We start from the raw sequence: 21,197 nt of genomic DNA, 5'->3' as shown, positions 1-21,197 counted from the left end.
CCATGACAGCCGATTCCGAAATGATCGCGTCTGTGGTCGGCGGCGTTCGGGAGCGGTTTCTCGAACGTCTCGGCGATCGTTGTCTGGAGATAGAGACGCTGATGCTGGCCATCGATGAACAGGGCCTTCAGCAGCGCTTGATCGACGAGATCGCCGGACGTGCCCATAAGACCGCCGGCGTGGCGCCGACACTGGGCTTTGAAGATCTTGGAAAGGTTGCCCTGGATGTCGAGGGGCGGCTCTCAAAGCCGCTCGATGCCGGTGGTTGGGCCGATTGCCGGCAGCGGATCGAGACGCTGCTGGACGAAATGGAACTCGCCCTGGATACGGCGCTCTGATGCCGACCGGCCCGACGGCCTCACTCCTGTTTGGTCGCTCATTGGCTCCTGACCGTCTTGTACCGAACGTTTCAGCCACTCACGAAGATCTCCGCATAGTTTCCGACTAAAAAACTCGGGATTGATTTATCCGATGAAATTAGTCACCCTTTGCGCGACTCGCGGCAAAGCCCATCGCCATGCCCTGGATAGATCCCGGAGAACTGGCCATGTGGTCCCGCCGCCAACGCTTCCAACGCGATCACGCTCCTTATCCGTCCGACAGGGGGGAGACCGTCTGGTCCGCACTCTGCCTCGACGGGTGTTGCGAAGCGGGGTTGGAGCCGATGCTGGATGCGCTGGAGCGCAGCAGTCCGATCCGGGATTTCAGTCATTCAAATACTGACGGCAACCCTAAGGATTATTCCCGATGAAACGACTTCTTCTGACCGGCACGGCTTTGGTGGCGGGGCTCGCAACCGTCGCCCAGGCGCAGGATGCAAGTGATGTGGTCAGCCACTATGCCGACATGGCGCAGGCGAAATACACCGACGCGCTGATCACCGCGGAGCGCTTGCAAGACGCGGTCGCGGCGCTGGTTGCCGAGCCGTCGGCCCAGAATATGACCGCCGCCCGCGCCGCCTGGATCGCCGCCCGCGTGCCCTATCAGCAGACCGAAGTTTATCGCTTTGGCAATGCCATGGTGGACGACTGGGAAGGCCGTGTGAATGCATGGCCGCTGGATGAAGGTTTGATCGACTATGTGGATGGCGCTTATGGCGGCGCGACGGATGAAAACGAATTCGCGGCTCTGAACGTGGTGGCGAATGCCAGTTTCACCCTGTCCGGAACAAATGTGGATGCCGCCGAAATCACACCCGCGCTGCTGCAGGATACCTTGCACGAGGCCGACGGGGTGGAGGCGAATGTGGCCACCGGCTATCACGCCGTCGAATTCCTGCTTTGGGGCCAGGATCTGAACGGGCACGGGCCCGGCGCGGGCGACAGGCCCTGGACGGATTATGCGGCGGGTGATGCCTGCACCGGCGGCAACTGCGATCGTCGGGCCGCGTATCTGATCGCTGCGACCGATCTTCTTGTCAGCGATCTTGAATGGATGGCCGCGCAATGGGCTGAAGGCGGCGCTGCGCGGGAAGAGCTGCTGGGTGACCCCCAAAGCGGACTTGCGACGATGCTGACCGGGATGGGCAGCCTGAGTTATGGCGAGTTGGCGGGCGAACGTATGCGTCTTGGCCTGATGCTGAACGATCCGGAAGAGGAGCATGATTGCTTCTCAGACAACACCCATAACAGCCATTTCTACAACGGGATCGGGATGCAGAATGTCTATCTCGGCGAATATATCCGTGTTGACGGTACGCTTGTGGCGGGTCCGTCCCTGTCCGATCTGGCCGCAGCGGTCGACCCCGAGCTTGACCGTGAGATGCGCACCCGCCTCTCTGATACGCTGAGGGCGCTGGGCCGGATCAAGACGGCGGCAGAGGCCGGGTTCGCCTATGATCAGATGCTGGAACGCGGAGACGATGCCGGGGAGGCCCTGATCATGGGCGGGGTGAACGGGCTTATCGCTCAGACCGAGAGCATTGAACGGCTGGTGGCAGCGCTCGATCTGGATCAGATCGCCTTCGAGGGCTCCGACAGTCTGGATAATCCCTCTGCCGTGTTCGAGTAACATGGGGAGTGGCGGCGTGAGATCTCGTCTCACGCCGCCCGCAACAGGTGCATTTCATGTATAAGGTCTTTCTTGCCTGCCTTCCCGTTGCCGTTGCTTTTGCCCTGCCGGCGCTGATTGCGGCGCAGACCGCGACGCCTGCGCCGGCTGACTGGTCGGGGCTTCGCGATGTCCATCTGGATATTGTTCCCCGCACCGAGGAGGAGGCCGCCCGGATCGCGGCCGTGACCGCCCTGACCGACGATTTCAGCGCCGCGCAACCCTTCGAGCAAAACTCCGGCGGTGCCGCGACGGTTCGAGCGCGGAACAACGCGGATGCGTTTTCGCAACCCTCGGCCAATCTCTCCTTTGAAGAGGAGCTGGATTTCCGCGTCGGCAACGGGCTTTTCCGGCGGCTCTGGGTCTCGCCACCGGCCTCCACCATCGCCAGCGATGGTCTGGGGCCGCTTTACAACGCGCGGTCTTGCCAGCGATGTCACCTGAAAGACGGTCGCGGACACCCGCCCGAGGGGCCGCAGGACAGCGCGGTCTCGATGTTTCTGCGCATCTCGATCCCGGGCGGTAGCCCGATGGACGAAATCGCAGGCTATATCGCAACGCAGGCCGACCCGAATTACGGCACCCAGTTGCAGGATTTCAGCCTGCCGGGCCATGCCGCGGAGTATTCGCTCGGCATTGCATACGAGGAAACCCTTGTCGAGCTGTCCGGCGGCGAAACGGCGCGCCTGCGCGCGCCGGTCTACACCGCGGAAGACCTTGGCTATGGCCCCTTGCATCCCGAGGCCATGCTGTCGCCGCGCGTCGCGCCGCAGATGATCGGGCTGGGTCTACTGGAAGCGATCCCGGTCGAGGATATTCTGGCGCATGCCGATCCGGAAGATGCCGATGGCAACGGTATCTCCGGACGTCCGCAGGTCGTGTGGTCCCTTGTCCACGATCAGCCGATGCTGGGCCGGTTCGGTCACAAGGCGGGCAACCCCACTGTGCTGGAACAATCCGCAGGTGCCTTTGCGGGCGATATCGGGATTTCGAGCCCGCTCCACCCCAACGGCTGGGGGGAATGCACGCCGGCGCAGACCAATTGCCGGCAGGCGCTTGACGGGGCCGACCCCGAACAGGACGGTGTCGAGATCGATCGGGTTGGTCTGGATCTGGTGACTTTCTACAGTCAGAATCTCGCCGTACCCGCCCGCCGCGATGTGGATGATCCGGAGGTGCTGCGCGGCAAGGAGGTTTTCAATACATCAGGTTGCGTCGCCTGCCACGTGCCCAGCTATGTCACCCATCGGCTTCAGGGCGATACGGCCCAGAGCTTTCAGTTGATCTGGCCATACACCGATCTGCTGCTTCATGATATGGGCGAGGGGCTGGCTGACAACCGGCCTGAGGGACGCGCCGATGGCCGGGAATGGCGTACCGCCCCGCTTTGGGGGATCGGCATGACGGAGACGGTTAGCGGGCATACCTATTTTCTGCATGACGGGCGCGCCCGAAACCTGTTGGAGGCCATCCTCTGGCACGGCGGAGAGGCGCAATCGGCACGCGATCAGGTGGTGGAAATGCCGCCCGAAGATCGGGCCGCCCTGATCCGTTTCCTGGAGAGCCTGTGATGCGGCTGGCTGTTCTTTGTCTGGCGCTGTTTCTGCCCTTGGCGTCGGCGGCCCAGCCCGCGTCTGACGTGATCGACGACATTCTCGACAATCACATTCTGCCCGGGTTCGAGGCTCTGGCGGCCGAAACCGGCGATCTTGCTGCGGCGGCCGAACGGGATTGCGATCCTTCCTCCGACGCTCTGCGCGCCGCCTATGGCGATGCGTTCGATGCGTGGATCCGCGTCAGCCATTTGCGCTTCGGGCCCGCCGAGACCGACAACCGCAGCTTCGTTCTTGCCTTCTGGCCCGACACGCGCGGGGCCACGCCCCGCAGCCTTTCCGATCTGGTCCGGGTCCAAGACCCGGTCATCGAAACCGCCGAAAGCTACGCAACCGTATCGGTGGCGGCGCGGGGTTTCTACGCTCTGGAGTTCCTTCTCTATGACCCCGAGATACGTACGCTTGAGCCCGCGGCCTATCGCTGTGCACTGATCCGGGCGGCGAGTGCCGATGCCCATGCAACCGCCGGCGCCATTCTGACCGATTGGCAGGAAACCCATGAAGGCCTGATCCGCAATGCAGGCGGCAATGACACCTATCAAAGCCGCGAGGAGGCCCTGCGTACGCTTTTCGGCGCGCTGGCCGAGGGGCTGGAGTTCACTGCCGATCTGCGCCTCGGCCGTCCCATGGGAACGTTCGAGCGTCCCCGGCCGCGGCAGGCAGAGGCGTGGCGCTCTGGGCGCTCGCTTCGCCATGTACAGATGTCGCTGATCAGTCAGGCCGATCTGGCCCACCGGCTGGCGGCCTCCCGCCCGGAGATCCGAGATCGGCTTGACCGTGCTTTTCAGCGCGCCATCACCCGGGCCGAGGCGCTGGACGATCCGGTCTTTGCCGGTGTCGAAACGCCGGCCGGACGTTTGCGGGTCGAGGTTCTGCAACAGGCCGTACGCGACGCCAATGGCGTTCTCCGGTCCGAGCTTGGGCCCGCTCTGGGCATCGCCGCGGGGTTCAACGCGCTGGATGGAGACTAGCATGCCGTCGCGCAGAGCGTTCCTTGCCGGTATCCTCGCCGCGGCATCGGTGTCCCGGGCTAGCTGGGCCGATGTGGGCGATCCCGGTTACCTGTCCGCCGCGCGGGCAACCGACGGCACCTATCGGCTTTGCGGGCTCACCCCGGACGGGCATCTTGTCTTTTCGCTTCCGCTGCCCGGCCGGGGCCATGCCGCCGCCGCCCATCCTCACTATCCTCAGGCGGTGGCCTTCGCCCGCCGCCCGGGCACATTCGCCGATGTGATCGATTGTGGGACAGGGGTGCATACGGCGCGGCTCGCCGCACCGCCCGGCCGCCATTTCTACGGTCATGGTACCTTTTCCGCCGATGGCGGACGGCTTTACACGACCGAAAACGATCTTGAGACGCTCGAAGGCCGGATCGGCATCTGGGATGCGGGCTCAGGTTACGCGCGCATTGGCGACATGCCGTCTGGTGGAGTTGGTCCGCATGATCTGCGGCGTCTGCCGGGCTCCGACGCGCTTGTCGTTGCCAATGGCGGCATCGCCACCCACCCCGATAGCGGCCGGGCCAAGCTCAACCTTCCGACTATGCGCGCCAACCTCACCTATCTGGACGACCGTGGCGCGGTGCTGGATCAGATCGAGCTGCCGGAAGCGCAGCGTCTGAACTCGATCCGGCACCTGTCGATCCGTCCTGACGGGTTTGTGGCGGCAGCGATGCAGTGGCAGGGCGCGGAGACGATCTACCCGCCTCTTCTGCTGCTTCACCGGTTGGGCGACGGAGCGCCGCAACTGCTTGAAGCCCCGTGGGAAATCCAGCGTGGTCTGCGGGGCTATGCCGGCAGTGTCAGCTTCTCCGGAAACGGTGCCGAGATCGCTATCACATCTCCACGTGGTGGCGCGATCCACCGGTTTGACGGCGAGAGCGGCGGGTTTCTGGGGGCGGTCGCGGCGGCCGATGTCTGCGGTCTGGGCCCGGCGCCGGGGGGCTTCGTCGCCTCTACGGGCGGTGGGGATATCCTGACAGTCGCTGGTCGGTCGGTGACCCGAACGCGCCACGACGCACTCCAGTGGGACAACCATCTGGTCAGCCTGACTTAGCGCGCGCGGCATCCCGCCGGGTCCCCGCCAACGGGATGGCAAGCGCACGGGCAGAGAACGACGGCACGGCCGCGTTTGCGTCAGTTGACGCTTTCGGCAGGTCGCTGATCCGCATTTGCGGCATCGTCATGATGCGGGCAGGCAACCATGTGTCCGTTGGCGACTTCCAGCAATTCGGGCCGCACCTCCGCGCAGTCGGGACGCGCAATCGGGCAGCGTGTGCGGAACACACATCCCGAGGGCGGGGCGAGCGGGGAGGGAAGTTCGCCTTCCAGCACGGGGCGATGCCGCGCGCGTTCAGCCTTCGGAGACGGGATCGGAACCGAGGAGATCAGCGCCTTGGTATAGGGATGGCGGGGATTGGCGATCAACTCGCCGGCTTCGGCCGTCTCGACGATCCGCCCCAGATACATCACCGCAATCCGGTTCGAGATATGGCGGACCACGCTCAGATCATGGGCGATGAACAGCAGGGACAGACCCATGTCGCGTTGCAGATCCTGCAACAGGTTCACCACCTGCGCCTGCACCGACACGTCAAGCGCGCTGACCGGTTCGTCGCAGACCACCAGTTCCGGTTCGGTTATCAGCGCCCGCGCGATGCCGATCCGCTGACACTGCCCGCCGGAAAACTCATGCGGATAGCGGTTGACCAGCGCGGGCAGCAGGCCCACCCGTTCCATCATCGCGCCGACCTTGTCCCGCACTTCGGATTTGCTCAGATCCGGGAAATGCGTAACCAGCGGTTCTGCCACGACCTGGCCCACGGTCATCCGTGGGTTCAGCGCCGCGAGAGGGTCCTGAAAGACCATCTGCACGTGGCGGCCATGGGCGCGGGTCTCGGCGGCCGACAGCCCGACCATGTCCTTGCCTTTCCACAGCACCCGGCCGCCGCTTACCGGAACGGTGCCCACGATGGCCCGGGCAAGCGTCGATTTGCCTGAGCCGCTTTCGCCCACAAGGCCAAGCGTCTCCCCCTCCTTCAATATGACCGAGGCGTTGGAGACCGCCTGTAGCTGGTCCGGCGGCGTCCATGGCCAGCCACCCCGGCGCGGGATCCCGAAGGTGACGCTGAGGTTCTCGACCTGCATCAGGATGTTGCTCATTACAGCGCCTCCCGGCTGGCATGACAGGCCCTGAACCGTCCGGTGTCGAACGCCTCCAACGGGGGCATGGTTTTCGTGCAGGGGTCGTGGGACAGCGGACAGCGTGGGCTGAACGGACAGCCCGGCGGCAGATCGGTCAGATCCGGCGGATCGCCCGGAATGGTCTCAAGCGAAGGCTGCGGCACATCGAGCCGTGGCACCGCCTTCAGAAGGCCAAGGGTATAGGGATGGGCCGGCGCCTCGAATACATCATCGGTGGGCCCGCGTTCCATCACCTGCCCGCCATACATCACCAGCGTTTCGGCGCAGGTGCCCGCCACGATCGCCAGATCATGGGTGATCAGCACAAGCGCCGTGCCGAAATCGCGCTGCACATCGGCCATCAGTTCCATGATCTGGGCCTGTACGGTCACATCCAGCGCCGTCGTCGGCTCGTCGGCGATCAGCAGTTTCGGACGGCACAAAAGCGCCATCGCCACCATGATCCGCTGCCGCATCCCGCCGGAAAACTCGTGCGGATACATCCGCAGACGCGACCGGGCATCGGGAATGCGCACCGCGTCCAGCATGGCGGCGCTTTCCTCCAGCGCGTCATGCTTGGATTTGCTCTGATGCAGCATCAGAACCTCGGCCATCTGGTCCCCGACCCGCATATAGGGGTTCAGCGAGGTCATCGGGTCCTGAAAGATCATCGCGATCTCGTTGGCGCGGATCCGGTTCAGCTTCGATTCCGGCAGGTTGAGGATTTCCTGGCCGTTGAACTGCACGCTTCCCTCGGCTTTGCCGTTCTTGGCCAGCAGACCGAGGATGCCGAAAGCCAGCTGCGTCTTGCCGGAGCCGCTTTCGCCGACAATCGCAAGCTTGTCGCCGGGCTCCAGCGTAAGGCTCATTCCGTTGACGGCGCGCACGATGCCATCGGGCGTATCGAAGCTGACCGTCAGGTCGGTGACTTCCAAAAGCGGCATTCGTTATTGATCCTTCGGGAAACGTGTCATCACCGATCCTTCGGATCGAGCGCATCGCGCAGCCCGTCGCCGACGAAGAAGAAGCCGAAGAGCGTTACGACAAAGAAAAACAGCGGGACCAGCAGCATCCAGAGCGTCCCGTTAACCATCTCTCCGGAGCCCTCGCTGATCAGCGCGCCCCAGCTTGTCAGCGGTTCCTGCACCCCAAGGCCCAGAAAGCTGATGAAGCTTTCGTAGATGATCATGGAGGGGACCAGCAGCGTCGCATAGACAATCACCACGCCCAGAAGATTGGGCACGATATGGCGCAGGATAATTGTGAAGGGCCCGACGCCCGTCGCTACGGCGGCCTCCACGAACTCCTTGTTGCGTAGCGTCAGCGTCTGGCCGCGCGCGATCCGCGCCATGTCCAGCCAGCTGACCAGCCCGATCCCGATGAACAGCATCAGCATGGAGCGCCCGAAGACCACTAGTAGCAGGATCAGCACGAACATGTAGGGGATCGACATCAGCACATCGACGATGCGCATCATCACATTATCCACGCGGCCCCCGAAATACCCGGCGACCGCACCGTAAAACGTGCCCACGATGACCGCGATGAAAGCGCCCACGATCCCCACCATGAGCGAGATCTGCGTGCCCTGCACGGTACGCGCGAACAAGTCCCGGCCCAAAGGATCGGTGCCGAACCAATGACCGGTCTCCAGCGATGGACGCCCCGCCTCGGCGACGCGGCCGAGCACGGACCAGTCGATCTCCTCATAGTCCCAGGGCGCGACGAAAGGTCCGATCACGGCGAAGAGGCCGACCAGAAGCAGAACGATCAAACCGCCGACGGCTGCCTTGTTGCGAAAGAACCGGGTGCGCGCATCCGCCCACAAAGACCGCCCTTTGACGGCGTCTTTGTGGGCCAGTTGGTCGGCGATGGCTCTGGTTGCGAGCATGGGTCTAATACCGGATTTTCGGGTCGATCCAGGCGTAGAGGATATCGACCACGAGGTTGAAGAAGATCGTAAGCGTGCCAAGAAGAACGGTAATGCCCATCATCACCCCGTAATCGCGGTTCAGCGCGGAGGCGACGAAGAACTGCCCGATGCCGCCGGTGGAGAAATAGATGTCGATCACCACCGATCCGGTGATCATCCCCACGAATGCGGGACCCAGATAGGAGATGACGGGCAGAAGCGCGGGTTTCAGGGCATGGCGCAGCACGATCCGGCGCATCGGCAGGCCCTTGGCCCGGGCCGTGCGGATGAAGTTCGAGGTCAGCACTTCCAGCATCGAGGCACGCGCGATCCGCGCGATGGAAGCCATGAAGCTGGTCGAGAGCGCGATGACCGGCAGGATCACATATTCGATCTGCCCGCCCTGCCAGCCGCCGCCCGGTAACCAGCCGAGCCAGAGCGTGAAGATCAGCACCAGGATCGGCGCCAGCACGAAGTTGGGCAGAACCTGCGCGCCGATGGAGATGCCGACAGCCAGATAATCCAGCCAGGTGTTGTGACGGATCGCGGCGATGATACCGAGGGTCCCCCCAACCAGCACGGCGACCACAAAGCTCCAGAACCCGTAGGTCAGCGTCACCGGGAAACCCTGCGCGATCAGGTCGTTCACATCCTGGTCGCGGTAGATGAAGGACGGGCCGAAATCGAAATCGCTGACGATGCCCCAGATATAGCGCCAGATCTGAACGTGAAACGGCTGGTCCAGCCCGTATTGGCGCTCAAGATTGGCCAAAACCGCGGGCGGTACGCCACGCTCGGTGGCGAACGGGCTGCCGGGGGCGGCATACATCAGGATGAAAGTGCCCACGATCAGGATCAGCAGAACCGGTATCGCGATCAGAAGGCGTTTGAAGATGAATGTGAACATCTGGAAAACGAAGCGCCGGGGCGGGTCGGATCACCCGCCCCGGCTGTTCATTATTCTGCTGCGACGCGGTAGATATCGCGGACGTACCAGTTGTTTTCCACGTTCTCCATCGGCCAGTTCCGGATCGTCGGATCCAGCACGAAGTTCTGCGTGTAATGGTAGATCGGGATGATCGCCATGTCCTCAGACAGGATCTGCTCGACCGCGGTGTAATTCGGCTGCGGATCGGCCATGGTGACACTTTCCGCCATCAGCCGGTCGACCTCGTCATTGGCGTATTTGCCGTCGTTGTTGGAGTTGTTCGAGGTCAGCAGGTCGAGGAAGGTCGACGCCTCGTTGTAATCCCCGCACCAGGCCGAGCGGGCGACGTCGAAGTTCTGGTTGCCCCTGATCTCCAGATAGGATTGCCATTCGAAGTTGTTCAGCACGGTGCTCACACCCAGGGGGCGCCACATCTGGCTGATGACCGTCGCGATCTGGCGATGGTTTTCCGAGGTGTTGTAGATCAGGTTCAGCTCGATCGGGTTGTCGGGGCCGTACCCGGCCTCTGTCATCAATTCCATCGCATGTGCCATCCGCTCTTCCTGGGTCCAGCTGGCATATTCAATTTCGGGCATCTCAAAACCTGCGGTCGCCCAGTGCGTGAAGTTGAAGGCAGGTGCCTGACCGGCCTGCAACACCTGATCGGTGATGACTTCGCGGTCGATCATAAGGCTGAGAGCGGTGCGAACGCGCCGGTCCTGAAGTGCCTCGTGCCCGCTTTCGGACTGGTTGATCGCATAGTAGTAGGAACACAGACGCGGGACCGAATGCGCAACATCGGGCATCTCGGCTTCGAGACGCGGATAGCTGCCTGCGGGCAGATCGTCCATCATGTCGAACTCGCCGGCCTGAAAGCGCGTCAGGGCCTGGCTGGCATCGTTGATGATGTATCCGGTAACCTCTGTGATGATCACATTCTCGGCTCCCCAGTATTCCGGGTTCGGAACCAGCCGGAAGAATTCGTTCACCGCAATCTCGTCCAGCATATAGGCACCGTTGGAGACGATGTTCTCGGGCGCTGTCCATGCCGCGCCGTGCTCTTCAACCGACGGTTGGTGGCTGGGCATGAAGGTGTAATGGACAGTCATCTGCGGGAAATAGGGCAGAGGCTGGGACAGCGTGACCTCAAGCGTGCGGTCATCGATGGCGCGGACGCCAAGCTCTTCCGGGCCGACTTCGCCCGCGATGACGGCGGCGGAGTTGCTGATCTGGCTCAGTTCGACATACCAGGCGTATTCGGAGGCGGTGGCCGGGTCGGCCGCACGCTGCCAGGAGGCAACGAAATCCTGTGCCGTCACCGGGTCGCCGTTGGACCAGCGGGCATCTTCACGAAGATTGAAAACCCAGGTCTGGTTGTCTTCGGAGGACCAGCTTTCGGCCACGCCCGGGCGCAGGGTGCCATCGGCGTTTTGCGTCAGCAGCCCCTCGAACAACTGGCGCGCGACGTGCCCGCCGGCGGTTTCCTCGATCAATTGCGGATCGATGGAGGGGAACTGATCCAGCAGGCGGTATTGAAAGGTTTGGTCCTCGGCCAGCGTTTCGCCGGTTACCGGGTGCGTCGCCTGCGCCCAGGCCGTGCTGCCAAGCGCAAACGTCAGAATGGTGGATGTGGTCAGAAGGCTAAGTCTCGTCATTTGGGTCTCCCTGTTGGTGGTCGCCGGGCGTTTCCGGACTCTGCCGGTTTGTGGCCTCGACTTGATCCCGGTATTTCCGCGAAACCTGCGGTTCACACACTAGTATACGTTGCGTCATTTCCGCTTTCGGCGGAAAAACTCCTACATGGTTGTCACGCAAGACCAGAATCGGAACAAACACTTTTCGATGTCGGACATCGAACTTCCGGTATCTAAGCACCTGAATGCGATATGCGGAAGCCCTGACTGATTTATTGTCCCGAATGAACAGATTGATACCGGTTCCGCGGGTTTCCTCGCCAAAAGCCGCCCGGTCAGTCTATTTTGGAGGCATCGCGATACATCACCCGATGCCGGCGCGTCCTTATCCACTCCGCAAGATCCTCATCGGACATGAAATGATCGCGATTGTATTCGTCCCGATGGAGGATTTCCTCGATCGGACGGCGCCAGCGTTTATAGGGCGACTGCGCGGGGGGACCGAACAGAAAGATATCAAGGACCGAGATCTCTTCGGGTATATTCAGCAAAGGACGCATAGCCTCCTGCGCCTCCTGCTGGCCGATGGCCGTCACCCACCAGACATTATAGCCCAGTGCTGCCGCGGCCAGATGGGCCGACATGGTCGATGCGGCGACCGATTGCAGCAAGATCCGTTCCGCATTTTCGCGATACATCCGGTCCAGATCGGATCCGTCATTCAGTACCGGAAAGGCATTGACCCACCGCATGTCCGAACAGACCACGACAAATCCCGGTGCCGTGGCCAGCCCGCGATAGTCCGGCGTCGGAAACTTCATCTTCGCCCTGGCGCGAAACCGTTGCTCGGCGACGAAGTAGTCCGCGATCTGCTGTTTCACCGCCGCGTCGCGCACGATGATGTACTGCCAGGGTTGCGCGTTGGCGCCTGACGGGCCGTGGCGGGCGGCTTCCAGAATCAGTTCGTAATGCGCCTCCGGCACCACGAAACCGGCGTCGAACTTGCGCACGGTCACCCGGTTGCGGATCACCTGCATCAGCGCGTCGTATCTGCTGCGGTCCCCGATCGGCGGCAGATCCACCTCTGCCTCGGCTTTGGCGAGGTCGACGGCAGGCGTGATGTCGGTTTCTGTCATGATGGTCTCCCGAAAATCTCATGTGTTTACCGATCCGCCATCCACCGCGATGGTCTGGCCGGTCACAAAGTCGCTGTCGTCGGAACACAGGAACAGCAGAGCGCCGATCAGATCCGCGGGTTGGCCATCGCGTTTGATGGCCCGCGAAGCCAGCACCCGGTCGCGGGTCGCCTCGATATGCGCCGCGTTTTCCAGAATGCTGGAGGACAGCGTAAGCCCGGGCGCCAGAGAGTTCACGCAGACGCCGTTTCCGCCCATCTCCCGCGACAGGGTCCGCGTCAGCGCCGCGAGCGCTCCCTTGGAGGCGACGTAATGCGCCATTCCCGGCATACCCTTCATCACCGTGCCGGAGGTGATGTTGACGATCTTGCCGCGCCGGCGTTTCTCCATCAGCGGTCCGATAGCGCGAATCATCCGCCAGGTCCCGCCGATATTCACCCTCATCACCTCGTCCCACAGATCGGGCTCGATCCGGTCATATCGCGCCATCGGCAGCCCGGCATAGAGGGCGGCATTGTTGATCAGGATATCGACCTGCCCGAAGGCATCCATCGCAGCGTCCGCAATCCGCTCGGCCGCACCCTCCCCGGTGATATCGGCATGCATGAAATGCGCGCCCGCCTGTTCCGCATCGGCGCCATCGGCAATGTCGACCACCAGAACCCCGGCCCCCTCCGCAATCAGCGCGCGGGCAAACTCGAGGCCCAGGCCTTTGGCCCCGCCCGTGATGACGGCGGCCTTGCCGGTCAGTCGTCCCATGCCAGTTCCGGTTTTTTCCCGGGGCCGTCCACGACCACTTCGCGCACAAAGAGATCGCTGTAATTGAGTGCGGCATGGCTGTGTTCGCGCATCATCGCCTCGGCGCGCGCAACATCGCGTTTCTTCAGCGCGTCGAAGATGATGACATGTTGCGAGTGGCCCACGGTCAGGCGCATGCGTTCCCGTCTGGGCTCGGTCGCCTTGAACATGAGCGACCCGAGCGAAGTCAGGGGCAGCATCGCGATCCGCTCGAATGTATGCGCGATCAACTCGTTGCCGCACCGTTTCATGATCGTTTCGTGAAACAGGATATTGGCCTCCTGATAAAGTTCCAGCTGTGATGCGACGGGGCCATCGCCGGCCAGCATGTCTTCGGACATCTTGATGGAGCGCGAGAGGTCTGCCTCCACTTCGGGGCTCATCCCGGTTTGCGCCATGGTGGCGGCGGCAAGCGCCTCGAGCGCCGCGCGCACGGCGATGGATTTTTCCACATCCGCGGTCGAGATCGAGCGGATCGTGAATCCGCGACCCTTCCGCTTTTCGATCAGACCTTCGGCCTGCAATGCGGCAAGGGCCGTGCGGGCGGGTGTTCGGGACACGCCAAGCTCGGCTGCAATCGCAGCTTCCGAAATCTTCTCCCCCGGCGGTCGATCGCCGTTGAGGATTTGCCGGCGGATGACCGCAAGCACATGTTCCACGCTGGATGCCATGCCCGATTATCGGATACGAAATTGCGTCTGTCGAGCTAATCTGGAGCGATATGGCATTTTTTTGCTTTCTTTTGGATACAAATTTGCCTCTAGTGGGGGAGGGACATCGCAAGGCCGCTTTGGGAGGAGAGGCCGGATCTGCCCCGCCGACACTGTTAAGCTTCTCTCATCGAAATCGGGATAAGCCTGTGTCGCCACCAGAGGGAGGAAGAGAATGCAAAGATTGGGTATCTGTGCCGCTGCCGCTTTGGCCTTGTCGACAGCCGCGCCTCAGGCCGAGGAGTTGAGCCTGGCCTATTTCATGGGGCCCGGTCATCCGATGAACGCCGCCGTCTTCACACCGTTCGCCGAGGCTCTGGCCGAGGTTTCGGGCGGAGAAATGACCGTGCAGCAATACCCCGGAGGGGCGCTGAATTCGGCGCCACCCCGCCAGTACGGAATTCTGCTCGATGGTGTGGCCGATATCGTGTTTGCCCTGCCCGGTTACACCGGCGAGGTGTTCCCGATGACCAATGCCGTCACGACCCCGGGCGTTTGCGGCAGCGCGTCCGAATGCACGCAGGCATTGCTGCGCGCGCGCGATGTGCTGGAACAGGAATACGAGGCCGAGGTGCTGGCGATCTGGGCCAATGCGCCGCCGGTTCTGATCACCCGCGACAGGCCGGTGCGCAGGCTGGAGGATCTTGACGGGATGCTGATCCGTGTCACCGCCAGCCAGGATGCGCCTTTCGTCGAGGCGCTTGGGGCCTCCGCCGTGGCGCAGCCGGTGAATGTCATCAACCAGAACCTGACCAACGGTGTCATCGACGGAATCGCCATCGGGCCGTCGGGCATCCCCTCCTTCAATCTGCATGAGCCGGCGAATTACATCACCACATGGTTTCCAGGTTCCGGCTCGGCCTTTGTTCTGCTGATGAACCGTGAGGTCTATGATGGGTTGAGCGATGAACAGCGTGGCTGGATCGACGCGGCCGCCGATGATGCGCTGTCGATCGCCGGAGGCGAGTTCTACGACCGGGCCGCCGCCCGCGGGCTGCAGATGGCCGCGGAGGCCGGGGTCGAGATGATCGAGATCCCGGAGGAGGAACGCGCCCGATGGAACGCGGCCATTGCCGACACACTGTCCGAGGTACGGGCCCAGAATGCGGGACCGATGACCGTGGGTGAAGTCATGGACCTGATGATGCAGCCGGACGGCTGATCCCCCGTGCCGCGTCAGACACCATCCGCGCTGTTATGGGTCGACCGCCAGCTTGGGCGCCTGTCCGGGCTGGTGGCGATCCTGGGCGCGCTCGCCGTTCTGGGGCTGATGTTCGTCACGCTGACGGCGGTGCTCTGGCGCTATGCCCTGAATGATCCGATTTTCGGGATCAGCGACATCTCGACCATGACGCTGATCGTCGTGGCCGGGGCATCGGTCTGTTATGGTGCGCGTCACGGGGCGCATGTATCCGTCAACGTGATCGGAATGGTCGCGGGCCGCCGGCTGACCCGGTTCACTGACGCGCTGATGCGGCTGATGGCCTTTGGTATTCTGGCCCTGGCAAGCTATGCGCTGGCCGACAAGGCCTGCGGCGCGGAACGTGCCTGTCTCACCAACAACATGTCCATCGTGCATCGCCCGTTCTACTATTTCCTGTCCGCCACGATGGGCCTTTTTGCCCTGAATGTGCTGCTCCAGCTTGTTGTCGGTCTTTATCATCTGGATGGCGACGACCCGAACGAGATTGCTGACTGATGGACGGAAGCCTGATCGCGCTTGTCGGCTTCATCGCCCTGTTCGCCTGTCTGGTGATCCGCATGCCGGTGGGCATCTCGATGATGCTCGTCGGCACAATCGGCATCTATGTGATCCGCGAACGCGCGGCGATCCCGAAACTTGCGGGCGAAATCTTCAACGAGGCATCGAATTACCCGCTCACGATCATTCCGCTTTTCGTGTTGATGGGTAACCTTGCCGGCGTCTCGGGCATGAGCCGGGATCTCTATTCGGCGGCCCATAGCTGGCTTGGCCACCTGAAGGGCGGGCTGGCCTCGGCCACGGTGGTGGGCTGTGCGGGGTTTTCGGCGCTGTCAGGGTCGTCTCTGGCCGCGGCACTCACCATGGGCCGCGTCAGCCTGCCGGAAATGCAGCGCTACAATTACGACAATGGCCTTGCCACGGGCTCTATCGCCGCGGGCGGCACCCTTGGTATCCTCATCCCGCCCTCGGCCGGCTTCGTGATCTACGCCATCCTGACCGAAGAGAGCATCGGACAGCTTTTCATGGCCGGGGTGATCCCGGGTCTGATGCTGACCGCGCTTTTTGTCGTCGCGATCTGGCTGGTCGTGCTGCGCAATCCCGAAAAGGCCCCGCGTGGTGCCGCGATCGTGCCGCTCAGGGAACGGTTTCAGGCGATGCGCCGCGCCTCCGCCATTGTGAGCATCATCGTCATCACCATCGGCGGCATCTATCTGGGTGTCTTCTCGGCGGTGGAGGCGGCCGGAGTGGGCGCAGCACTGGCCTTCGTGATCACCGCCTTCCGGGGCCAGTTGACCCGTGCCAATGTGATCGAGGTCTTCACGAGCACACTCAAATCCACCGGCACGGTCTTTTTGATCCTTTTCGGCGCATTCGTGTTCAAGAGCTTCATCGGTTTTTCCGGCGTCACCTACGACCTGTCCCTCTGGGTTGAGGCGCAGGGCTTCACGGGGATGCAGGTGGTGCTGATGTTCCTGCTGATCTTCATCATTCTGGGCATGTTTATGGACGGCTTCGCGATCCTCGTGCTGACCGTGCCGCTTGTGCAGCCGATCATCGAGCCATTGGGCGTGGATATGATCTGGTTCGGGGTGCTTATGGTGATCTGTCTGGAGATGGGCCTTATCTCGCCACCCGTGGGTGTGAATGTCTTCGTCGTCAAGGGCATTGCGCCGGGGGTTCCGCTGAACACCATATTCCGCGGCATCTGGCCGTTCTGGTTTGCCATGCTGCTGGCCGTGATCCTGATCGTTGTCTTTCCGCAAATCGCGCTGCTCCTGCCGCAAACCATGTTCGGCTAGGGCTTCGGCGTTCCATCAGGGAGTTGTGATATGAAAATGGGTGAAAACATCATCGCCGCAAGCGACACGGCGCCGTTCTACGGCGTTGCCAATCCCGGCGATGTGGGTCTCGCACCGCCCGCCTTGCGTCTGGGCGACGCGGTGCGATGCTGGGTCCGGTCGCTGTCCGGGTTTCAGAAAGAGGCTCTGGTGATCTCGGCGCGTTCCGGGCTGATGTGGCGGCTGGTCTCCGATGAGGGGGCCTATCTGAACGGCCACGACGCCGCCCCGTGCCCGCTGGCCTTCCTCACCACCGGCATGATCGCGAGTTACATGAACGAGATTACCGCACTTGCGACGCGGGAGGGGGTCGCATTGCACAAGCTGCGGCTGATCCAGGACAATTTCTACACCATGAAGGGCTCCATGCGGCAACGCACGATGACCGGCGGCGCGCTTCCCGTGGAACTGGAAGTGCAGGTCGATTGCGATCTGGAGGACGGCGCTCTGGCCGAGTTGCTGAGCAATGCAGTGCATGCCTCGCCACTGAACGGGCTGATGCGGGGCAAGCTCGACAGCCTGTTCACGCTGACACGGAATGACATGCAGATCCCCACCGCCGAAGCGAAACAGCTCGATGGCGCGCCCGTTCCCGACCCCACGGGCGCCGGTCCGGTGCCCGCGCCCACCGAGCTGACCCTGATCGAGCGCCTTGGCATGACGCCGGTGAAGAAGGTCCGCGGCGGGACCGCAGGTGCCGCAACCAGTCTGACCGATGAACAGGACCGCACGCTGAACCCCGGTGCGATCTGCACGCTCCGCGACGATGGGATCAAGGAGATCGAACAACGGCTTTACAGCCCCCATGGCAGCGTCTTCCGCTTTCTGAGCGAAGAGGCCCCGGTGGCCGGCGGGCAGGGGCGCGCGCCCGATGCGGTCAGCTTCATTTCCGCCGGGATCGGCTTTTGCTTCATGACCCAGTTTGGTCGCATGGCTTCGATGGAAAACCTCGATCTGCCGAGCTATTCCATCGTGCAGGATACGCATTTTTCCCTTGGCGGGGCGTCGGGCGGCACCGGCAAGGCGGGCACGGCCGATCCGGTCGAGACCCATGTGCATCTTGTGACCAGCGAGGCCGACGAGGCTGCCCGTGACATGCTGGATGTGTCCGAGCGAACTTGTTTCCTCCATGCGTTCTGCCGCACCGATCTGAAGACCAAGCTGAAGATCACCCGGGTCTAGACCTCGCGCCCGACCGCCATCGCCAGAATCGCCCCGGGGTTTTCGATGTCGTCGCCGACCCAGGCCACGAAACCGTCTGGCCTGACCAGAATGGCATGCGCAGCGTAATCCAGCCGTTCATCCGCATAGCTGTCGGTCACGACCGTCAGCGGCACCGAGAGCTCGGCGGCGGCGGCCGTCATCTCGCCTGCCAATCCCGGCCTGTCAAAGGCCAGAAGAGTGAAGCCTGATCCCAAGGCGTCATAGGTGGTGCGCCCGTCGCTCAGACTGCGGGGGGCCAGATGATGCCCCGGGCGCGCCTCGAACCGATGATCGCCCCGCGCGCCGGGATGGCCCGACCCCGCAACGATGGGGGAGCCTTCGTAATGCGGTTCGAACGCCACGATCTCGGATGCGCCTTCGGGCCGGGCGAACCAGGCTTTTCTGAACGCCTCCTCGTCCTTTTCGGGGCTGTAGCGCGCCAGAAATGCCCGATCCTCCTTGATGAACCGTTCGATGAAATCGCGCGCGGTGGAGGCAAAAACCGGGCGGCGTTCTGCATCGAAACTGTCCAGCAACCGCTCACCAGCCCAGCCCTGCAACGCCGCGGTCAGCTTCCACCCCAGGTTTCGCGCATCCTCGAACCCGGTATTAATCCCGTAGCCGCCGTAGGGCGGATGGCTGTGGGCCGCATCGCCGGCGATGAACACGCGACCCTTGCGATAGGTGTCGGCCAGCGCCACGCGCAGATCCCAGAACCCGGTATGCGTGATCTCCAGATCGAACGGGTGGCCAACGGCCTTGTGCAGGAACCCGGCGGCGTCGAAGGTCTCTTCCGTCGTGCCCTCGGGCACCGGCGCGTGAAAGAACCACTCCCGGCCCAGATCGACCCGGCCCAGAAACAGCCAATAGCCATCCAGCTCGGGGCTGATCGCGTTGTAGAACGACCGTTCCGCATAACGTTCACCCAAGAGCCGATGCAACTCGGGGGAGCGGAACACCAGCAGCGCCATCCGCCGGTCATGATCCGACAGGCTCTGCGTGATCCCCGCCGCATCGCGCGTGGCCGATCGGCTGCCGTCGCAGCCCACCGCAAATGCGGCCCGCAGAACCCGCCGGCCGTCGCCCCTGTGCTCGGCGATCTCGATCGTCACACCGTCGCCATCCTGCGACAGCCCGTCGAAAAACCAGCCATAGAAGGTGTCGATGATGTCGATGCGCGCGGCGCGGGCCCGCAGAACCCGCTCGGTCTCGTATTGCGGCAAGCGGTCCAGCGCCTGCCCGTAGAAGGGCTGTACCTTTTCCCTCGGGAACCAGTCGTAATGGTAATCGCTCAGCAGTGCGCCATAGGTCACCAAGCCGCCATTGGCCACGCCGCGGGGCACCACACGGGCTGCGCGCAGTTCGGGCTCGCAGCCCCACGCATCGATATTTTCCAGCGTCCGCTGTGTCAGGTTCTGGCCTTTCGGGATCGGCTGCGGCGCGACATGACGCTCCACCACCGCGACACGCAGGCCGCGCTGACCCAGATCGATGGCCAGCCCCATGCCCACCGGTCCGCCCCCGACGATGATGACATCGTGCTGGGTCATGCGACACCGGGCTCCATGAAGATATGCTTGGTTTCCAGAAAATCGTGGAGGCCCTCGGGCCCGTGCAACCGGCCCAGTCCCGACTGTCCGTAGCCGCCGGTTTCGGCTTCCGCGAACAGTCGCAGATGCGCGTTGATCCAGACCGTGCCGGCCCGGACCGCCCGCGACATTCGCATCGCGCGGGCATGATCGCGGGTGAAGACCGAGGCCGCCAGCCCGTAGACCGTTGCATTGGCTTTGGCGACAGCTTCGGCCTCGTTCCCGAAGGTCTCGAAAGAGATGATCGGGCCGAACAGTTCCTCCTGCACAAGCGGGGAGTGCACATCGTCGATCCCGAAGAGAGTGGGTGTCAGGAACGCGCCTGTTTCCAGCGGCCCGCCTTTCAGCATCATCCGCCCTTCATCTCCGGCCTGCTCGATCAGTCGCATCAGGCGTGCCTGATTGGCGGTGTCGATCAGCGCACCCATCCCGCTTGCCGGGTCGGCGCCGGGGCCGACGCGCACAGCCTTCAAGGCCGCTGTCATCCGCTCCGCGAAATCGACGGCGACGCTGTCGTGGACCAGAAATCGCGCGGCGGCGGCACACATCTGACCGGCAATCGCCAGCGAACCGTGGGTCAATTGCCGCACCGCCAGATCCAGATCGGCATCCTCGAAGATCACCGATGGCGCCTTGCCGCCCAGTTCCAGCCCGACCCGCTTCAGCGTGGCCGCAGCACCTTCCATGATCTTGCGCCCCGTGCGGCTCGACCCGGTGAAACTGATCACGTCGATCAGGGGCGAGGCGACCATGGCCTGCCCGACCTCGATTCCGTTTTCATTGACCGAATTGACCACGCCCGCAGGCAGGGAGGGGCACTCGGTCAGGCATTGCATGACCCGCGCATGCACCAGAGGTGTCTGCGCGGCAGGCTTGATCACCGCGGTACATCCCGCTGCCAGTGCAGGGGCCAGCGATCGCACCAAAAGCGTGACCGGCGCGTTCCATGGCACGATGATGCCGGCAACTCCGGCCGCTTCGCGGTGAAACAGGGATATCTGTCCCGGCGCCATTTCCTGCATCGAGCCCCGGATGTTGCGCGTGAGCCCGGCATAGTAACGGCTCTCGGAGATGCCAGCCATGGTTTCACCCATCGCCTCGGACCGGAGCTTGCCATTTTCCGCGACGACCAGATCGGCGATGTCATCCTTCGCCTCGGCAAGCCGGTCCGCGAATTCATGCAGCAGCTGCGCCCGCAACCGGGGGGAGGCCGCCCACACGCCATCGTCAAACGCATCCCGCGCGGCGGTTGCCGCCTCATCGGCCAACGCGGCGTTGCCGGGGATGTAACTGCCAAGTGGGGTGTCATCGGCGGGGTTAACGCTCGGGCGCGGGGGCGCGCCATCGTCGCGCCAGAGCCCCCCGATGTAATGCTGCGCCAGTTGTGTCATTGCCGATCTC

Annotated in this window: 19 protein-coding genes; 9 read left to right on the top strand and 10 right to left on the bottom strand. The window is 63.2% G+C overall.

Annotated elements, in window-relative coordinates:
- The first annotated feature begins 2 nt into the window (after nucleotides 1-2).
- The 5 genes from D9R08_RS15360 to D9R08_RS15340 all read left to right on the top strand — a co-directional run bounded on the left by D9R08_RS15360 (nucleotide 3) and on the right by D9R08_RS15340 (nucleotide 5,717).
- Nucleotides 3-338, top strand: coding sequence for an Hpt domain-containing protein (locus D9R08_RS15360; protein ID WP_158599017.1), 336 nt, complete (start codon nucleotides 3-5; stop codon nucleotides 336-338).
- Nucleotides 339-747: 409 nt separating this feature from the next.
- Nucleotides 748-2,010, top strand: coding sequence for an imelysin family protein (locus D9R08_RS15355; protein ID WP_121898954.1), 1,263 nt, complete (start codon nucleotides 748-750; stop codon nucleotides 2,008-2,010).
- A gap of 56 nt (nucleotides 2,011-2,066) precedes the next feature.
- Nucleotides 2,067-3,620, top strand: coding sequence for a di-heme oxidoreductase family protein (locus tag D9R08_RS15350; RefSeq protein WP_121898953.1), 1,554 nt, complete (start codon nucleotides 2,067-2,069; stop codon nucleotides 3,618-3,620).
- On the top strand, nucleotides 3,620-4,633 hold the full coding sequence (locus tag D9R08_RS15345) for an imelysin family protein (RefSeq protein WP_121898952.1): 1,014 nt from the start codon (nucleotides 3,620-3,622) through the stop codon (nucleotides 4,631-4,633). The genes D9R08_RS15350 and D9R08_RS15345 overlap by 1 nt, the downstream gene beginning before the upstream one ends.
- Before the next feature lies 1 nt (nucleotide 4,634).
- A complete protein-coding gene (locus D9R08_RS15340; RefSeq protein WP_121898951.1) occupies nucleotides 4,635-5,717 on the top strand; it encodes a DUF1513 domain-containing protein in 1,083 nt (360 codons plus the stop codon).
- A gap of 80 nt (nucleotides 5,718-5,797) precedes the next feature.
- Here the strand turns inward: D9R08_RS15340 and D9R08_RS15335 are convergent, their stop codons facing one another.
- The 8 genes from D9R08_RS15335 to D9R08_RS15300 all read right to left on the bottom strand — a co-directional run bounded on the left by D9R08_RS15335 (nucleotide 5,798) and on the right by D9R08_RS15300 (nucleotide 13,923).
- Nucleotides 5,798-6,823 carry an oligopeptide/dipeptide ABC transporter ATP-binding protein gene (locus D9R08_RS15335; protein WP_121898950.1) on the bottom strand — a complete coding sequence of 342 codons (1,026 nt, stop codon included), beginning with the start codon at nucleotides 6,821-6,823 and terminating at the stop codon, nucleotides 5,798-5,800.
- A complete protein-coding gene (locus tag D9R08_RS15330; protein WP_121898949.1) occupies nucleotides 6,823-7,788 on the bottom strand; it encodes an oligopeptide/dipeptide ABC transporter ATP-binding protein in 966 nt (321 codons plus the stop codon). Before D9R08_RS15330 ends, D9R08_RS15335 begins: the two co-directional genes overlap by 1 nt.
- A gap of 29 nt (nucleotides 7,789-7,817) precedes the next feature.
- Nucleotides 7,818-8,735, bottom strand: a complete 918-nt coding sequence (locus D9R08_RS15325; protein WP_121898948.1) for an ABC transporter permease subunit — start codon at nucleotides 8,733-8,735, stop codon at nucleotides 7,818-7,820.
- A 4-nt stretch (nucleotides 8,736-8,739) separates the two neighbouring features.
- Nucleotides 8,740-9,663 (bottom strand): oligopeptide ABC transporter permease OppB, encoded by a 924-nt coding sequence (gene oppB / locus D9R08_RS15320; protein ID WP_121898947.1) that lies wholly within the window; start codon nucleotides 9,661-9,663, stop codon nucleotides 8,740-8,742.
- 50 nt (nucleotides 9,664-9,713) lie between these two features.
- Entirely contained in the window at nucleotides 9,714-11,339 is a 1,626-nt protein-coding gene (locus D9R08_RS15315; RefSeq protein WP_121898946.1) for a peptide ABC transporter substrate-binding protein, read from the bottom strand.
- A 314-nt stretch (nucleotides 11,340-11,653) separates the two neighbouring features.
- On the bottom strand, nucleotides 11,654-12,454 hold the full coding sequence (locus tag D9R08_RS15310) for a nitroreductase family protein (RefSeq protein ID WP_121898945.1): 801 nt from the start codon (nucleotides 12,452-12,454) through the stop codon (nucleotides 11,654-11,656).
- Between the two features lie 18 nt (nucleotides 12,455-12,472).
- Nucleotides 12,473-13,213 carry an SDR family NAD(P)-dependent oxidoreductase gene (locus tag D9R08_RS15305; protein ID WP_121898944.1) on the bottom strand — a complete coding sequence of 247 codons (741 nt, stop codon included), beginning with the start codon at nucleotides 13,211-13,213 and terminating at the stop codon, nucleotides 12,473-12,475.
- Nucleotides 13,201-13,923 carry a GntR family transcriptional regulator gene (locus D9R08_RS15300; protein ID WP_121898943.1) on the bottom strand — a complete coding sequence of 241 codons (723 nt, stop codon included), beginning with the start codon at nucleotides 13,921-13,923 and terminating at the stop codon, nucleotides 13,201-13,203. The genes D9R08_RS15305 and D9R08_RS15300 overlap by 13 nt, the downstream gene beginning before the upstream one ends.
- Before the next feature lie 214 nt (nucleotides 13,924-14,137).
- Here D9R08_RS15300 and D9R08_RS15295 point away from each other — a divergent pair, with 214 nt between their 5' ends.
- The 4 genes from D9R08_RS15295 to D9R08_RS15280 are packed head-to-tail and all read left to right on the top strand — an operon-like array spanning nucleotide 14,138 to nucleotide 18,186.
- Entirely contained in the window at nucleotides 14,138-15,124 is a 987-nt protein-coding gene (locus D9R08_RS15295) for a TRAP transporter substrate-binding protein (protein WP_121898942.1), read from the top strand.
- Nucleotides 15,125-15,130: 6 nt separating this feature from the next.
- A complete protein-coding gene (locus D9R08_RS15290) occupies nucleotides 15,131-15,661 on the top strand; it encodes a TRAP transporter small permease (RefSeq protein ID WP_121898941.1) in 531 nt (176 codons plus the stop codon).
- Nucleotides 15,661-16,965: a TRAP transporter large permease gene (locus D9R08_RS15285; RefSeq protein ID WP_121898940.1), complete on the top strand. Its 1,305-nt coding sequence runs from the start codon at nucleotides 15,661-15,663 to the stop codon at nucleotides 16,963-16,965. The genes D9R08_RS15290 and D9R08_RS15285 overlap by 1 nt, the downstream gene beginning before the upstream one ends.
- Before the next feature lie 30 nt (nucleotides 16,966-16,995).
- Nucleotides 16,996-18,186 (top strand): OsmC family protein, encoded by a 1,191-nt coding sequence (locus D9R08_RS15280; protein WP_121898939.1) that lies wholly within the window; start codon nucleotides 16,996-16,998, stop codon nucleotides 18,184-18,186.
- Here D9R08_RS15280 and D9R08_RS15275 read toward each other — a convergent pair.
- A complete protein-coding gene (locus D9R08_RS15275) occupies nucleotides 18,183-19,757 on the bottom strand; it encodes an FAD-dependent monooxygenase (protein WP_121898938.1) in 1,575 nt (524 codons plus the stop codon). The two genes, D9R08_RS15280 and D9R08_RS15275, sit on opposite strands and share 4 nt — an antisense overlap.
- The gene (locus D9R08_RS15270; RefSeq protein WP_121898937.1) at nucleotides 19,754-21,187 is read right to left on the bottom strand and encodes an aldehyde dehydrogenase family protein; all 1,434 of its coding nucleotides are present in this window, start codon (nucleotides 21,185-21,187) and stop codon (nucleotides 19,754-19,756) included. The genes D9R08_RS15275 and D9R08_RS15270 overlap by 4 nt, the downstream gene beginning before the upstream one ends.
- Nucleotides 21,188-21,197: the final 10 nt, after the last annotated feature.

Origin of the sequence: Rhodophyticola porphyridii (genome assembly GCF_003688285.1) — a bacterium.
GTDB classification, from domain to species: domain Bacteria; phylum Pseudomonadota; class Alphaproteobacteria; order Rhodobacterales; family Rhodobacteraceae; genus Rhodophyticola; species Rhodophyticola porphyridii.
The sequence above is the reverse complement of the archived record's forward strand: the minus strand, read 5'-3'. Positions and strand labels throughout refer to the sequence as shown.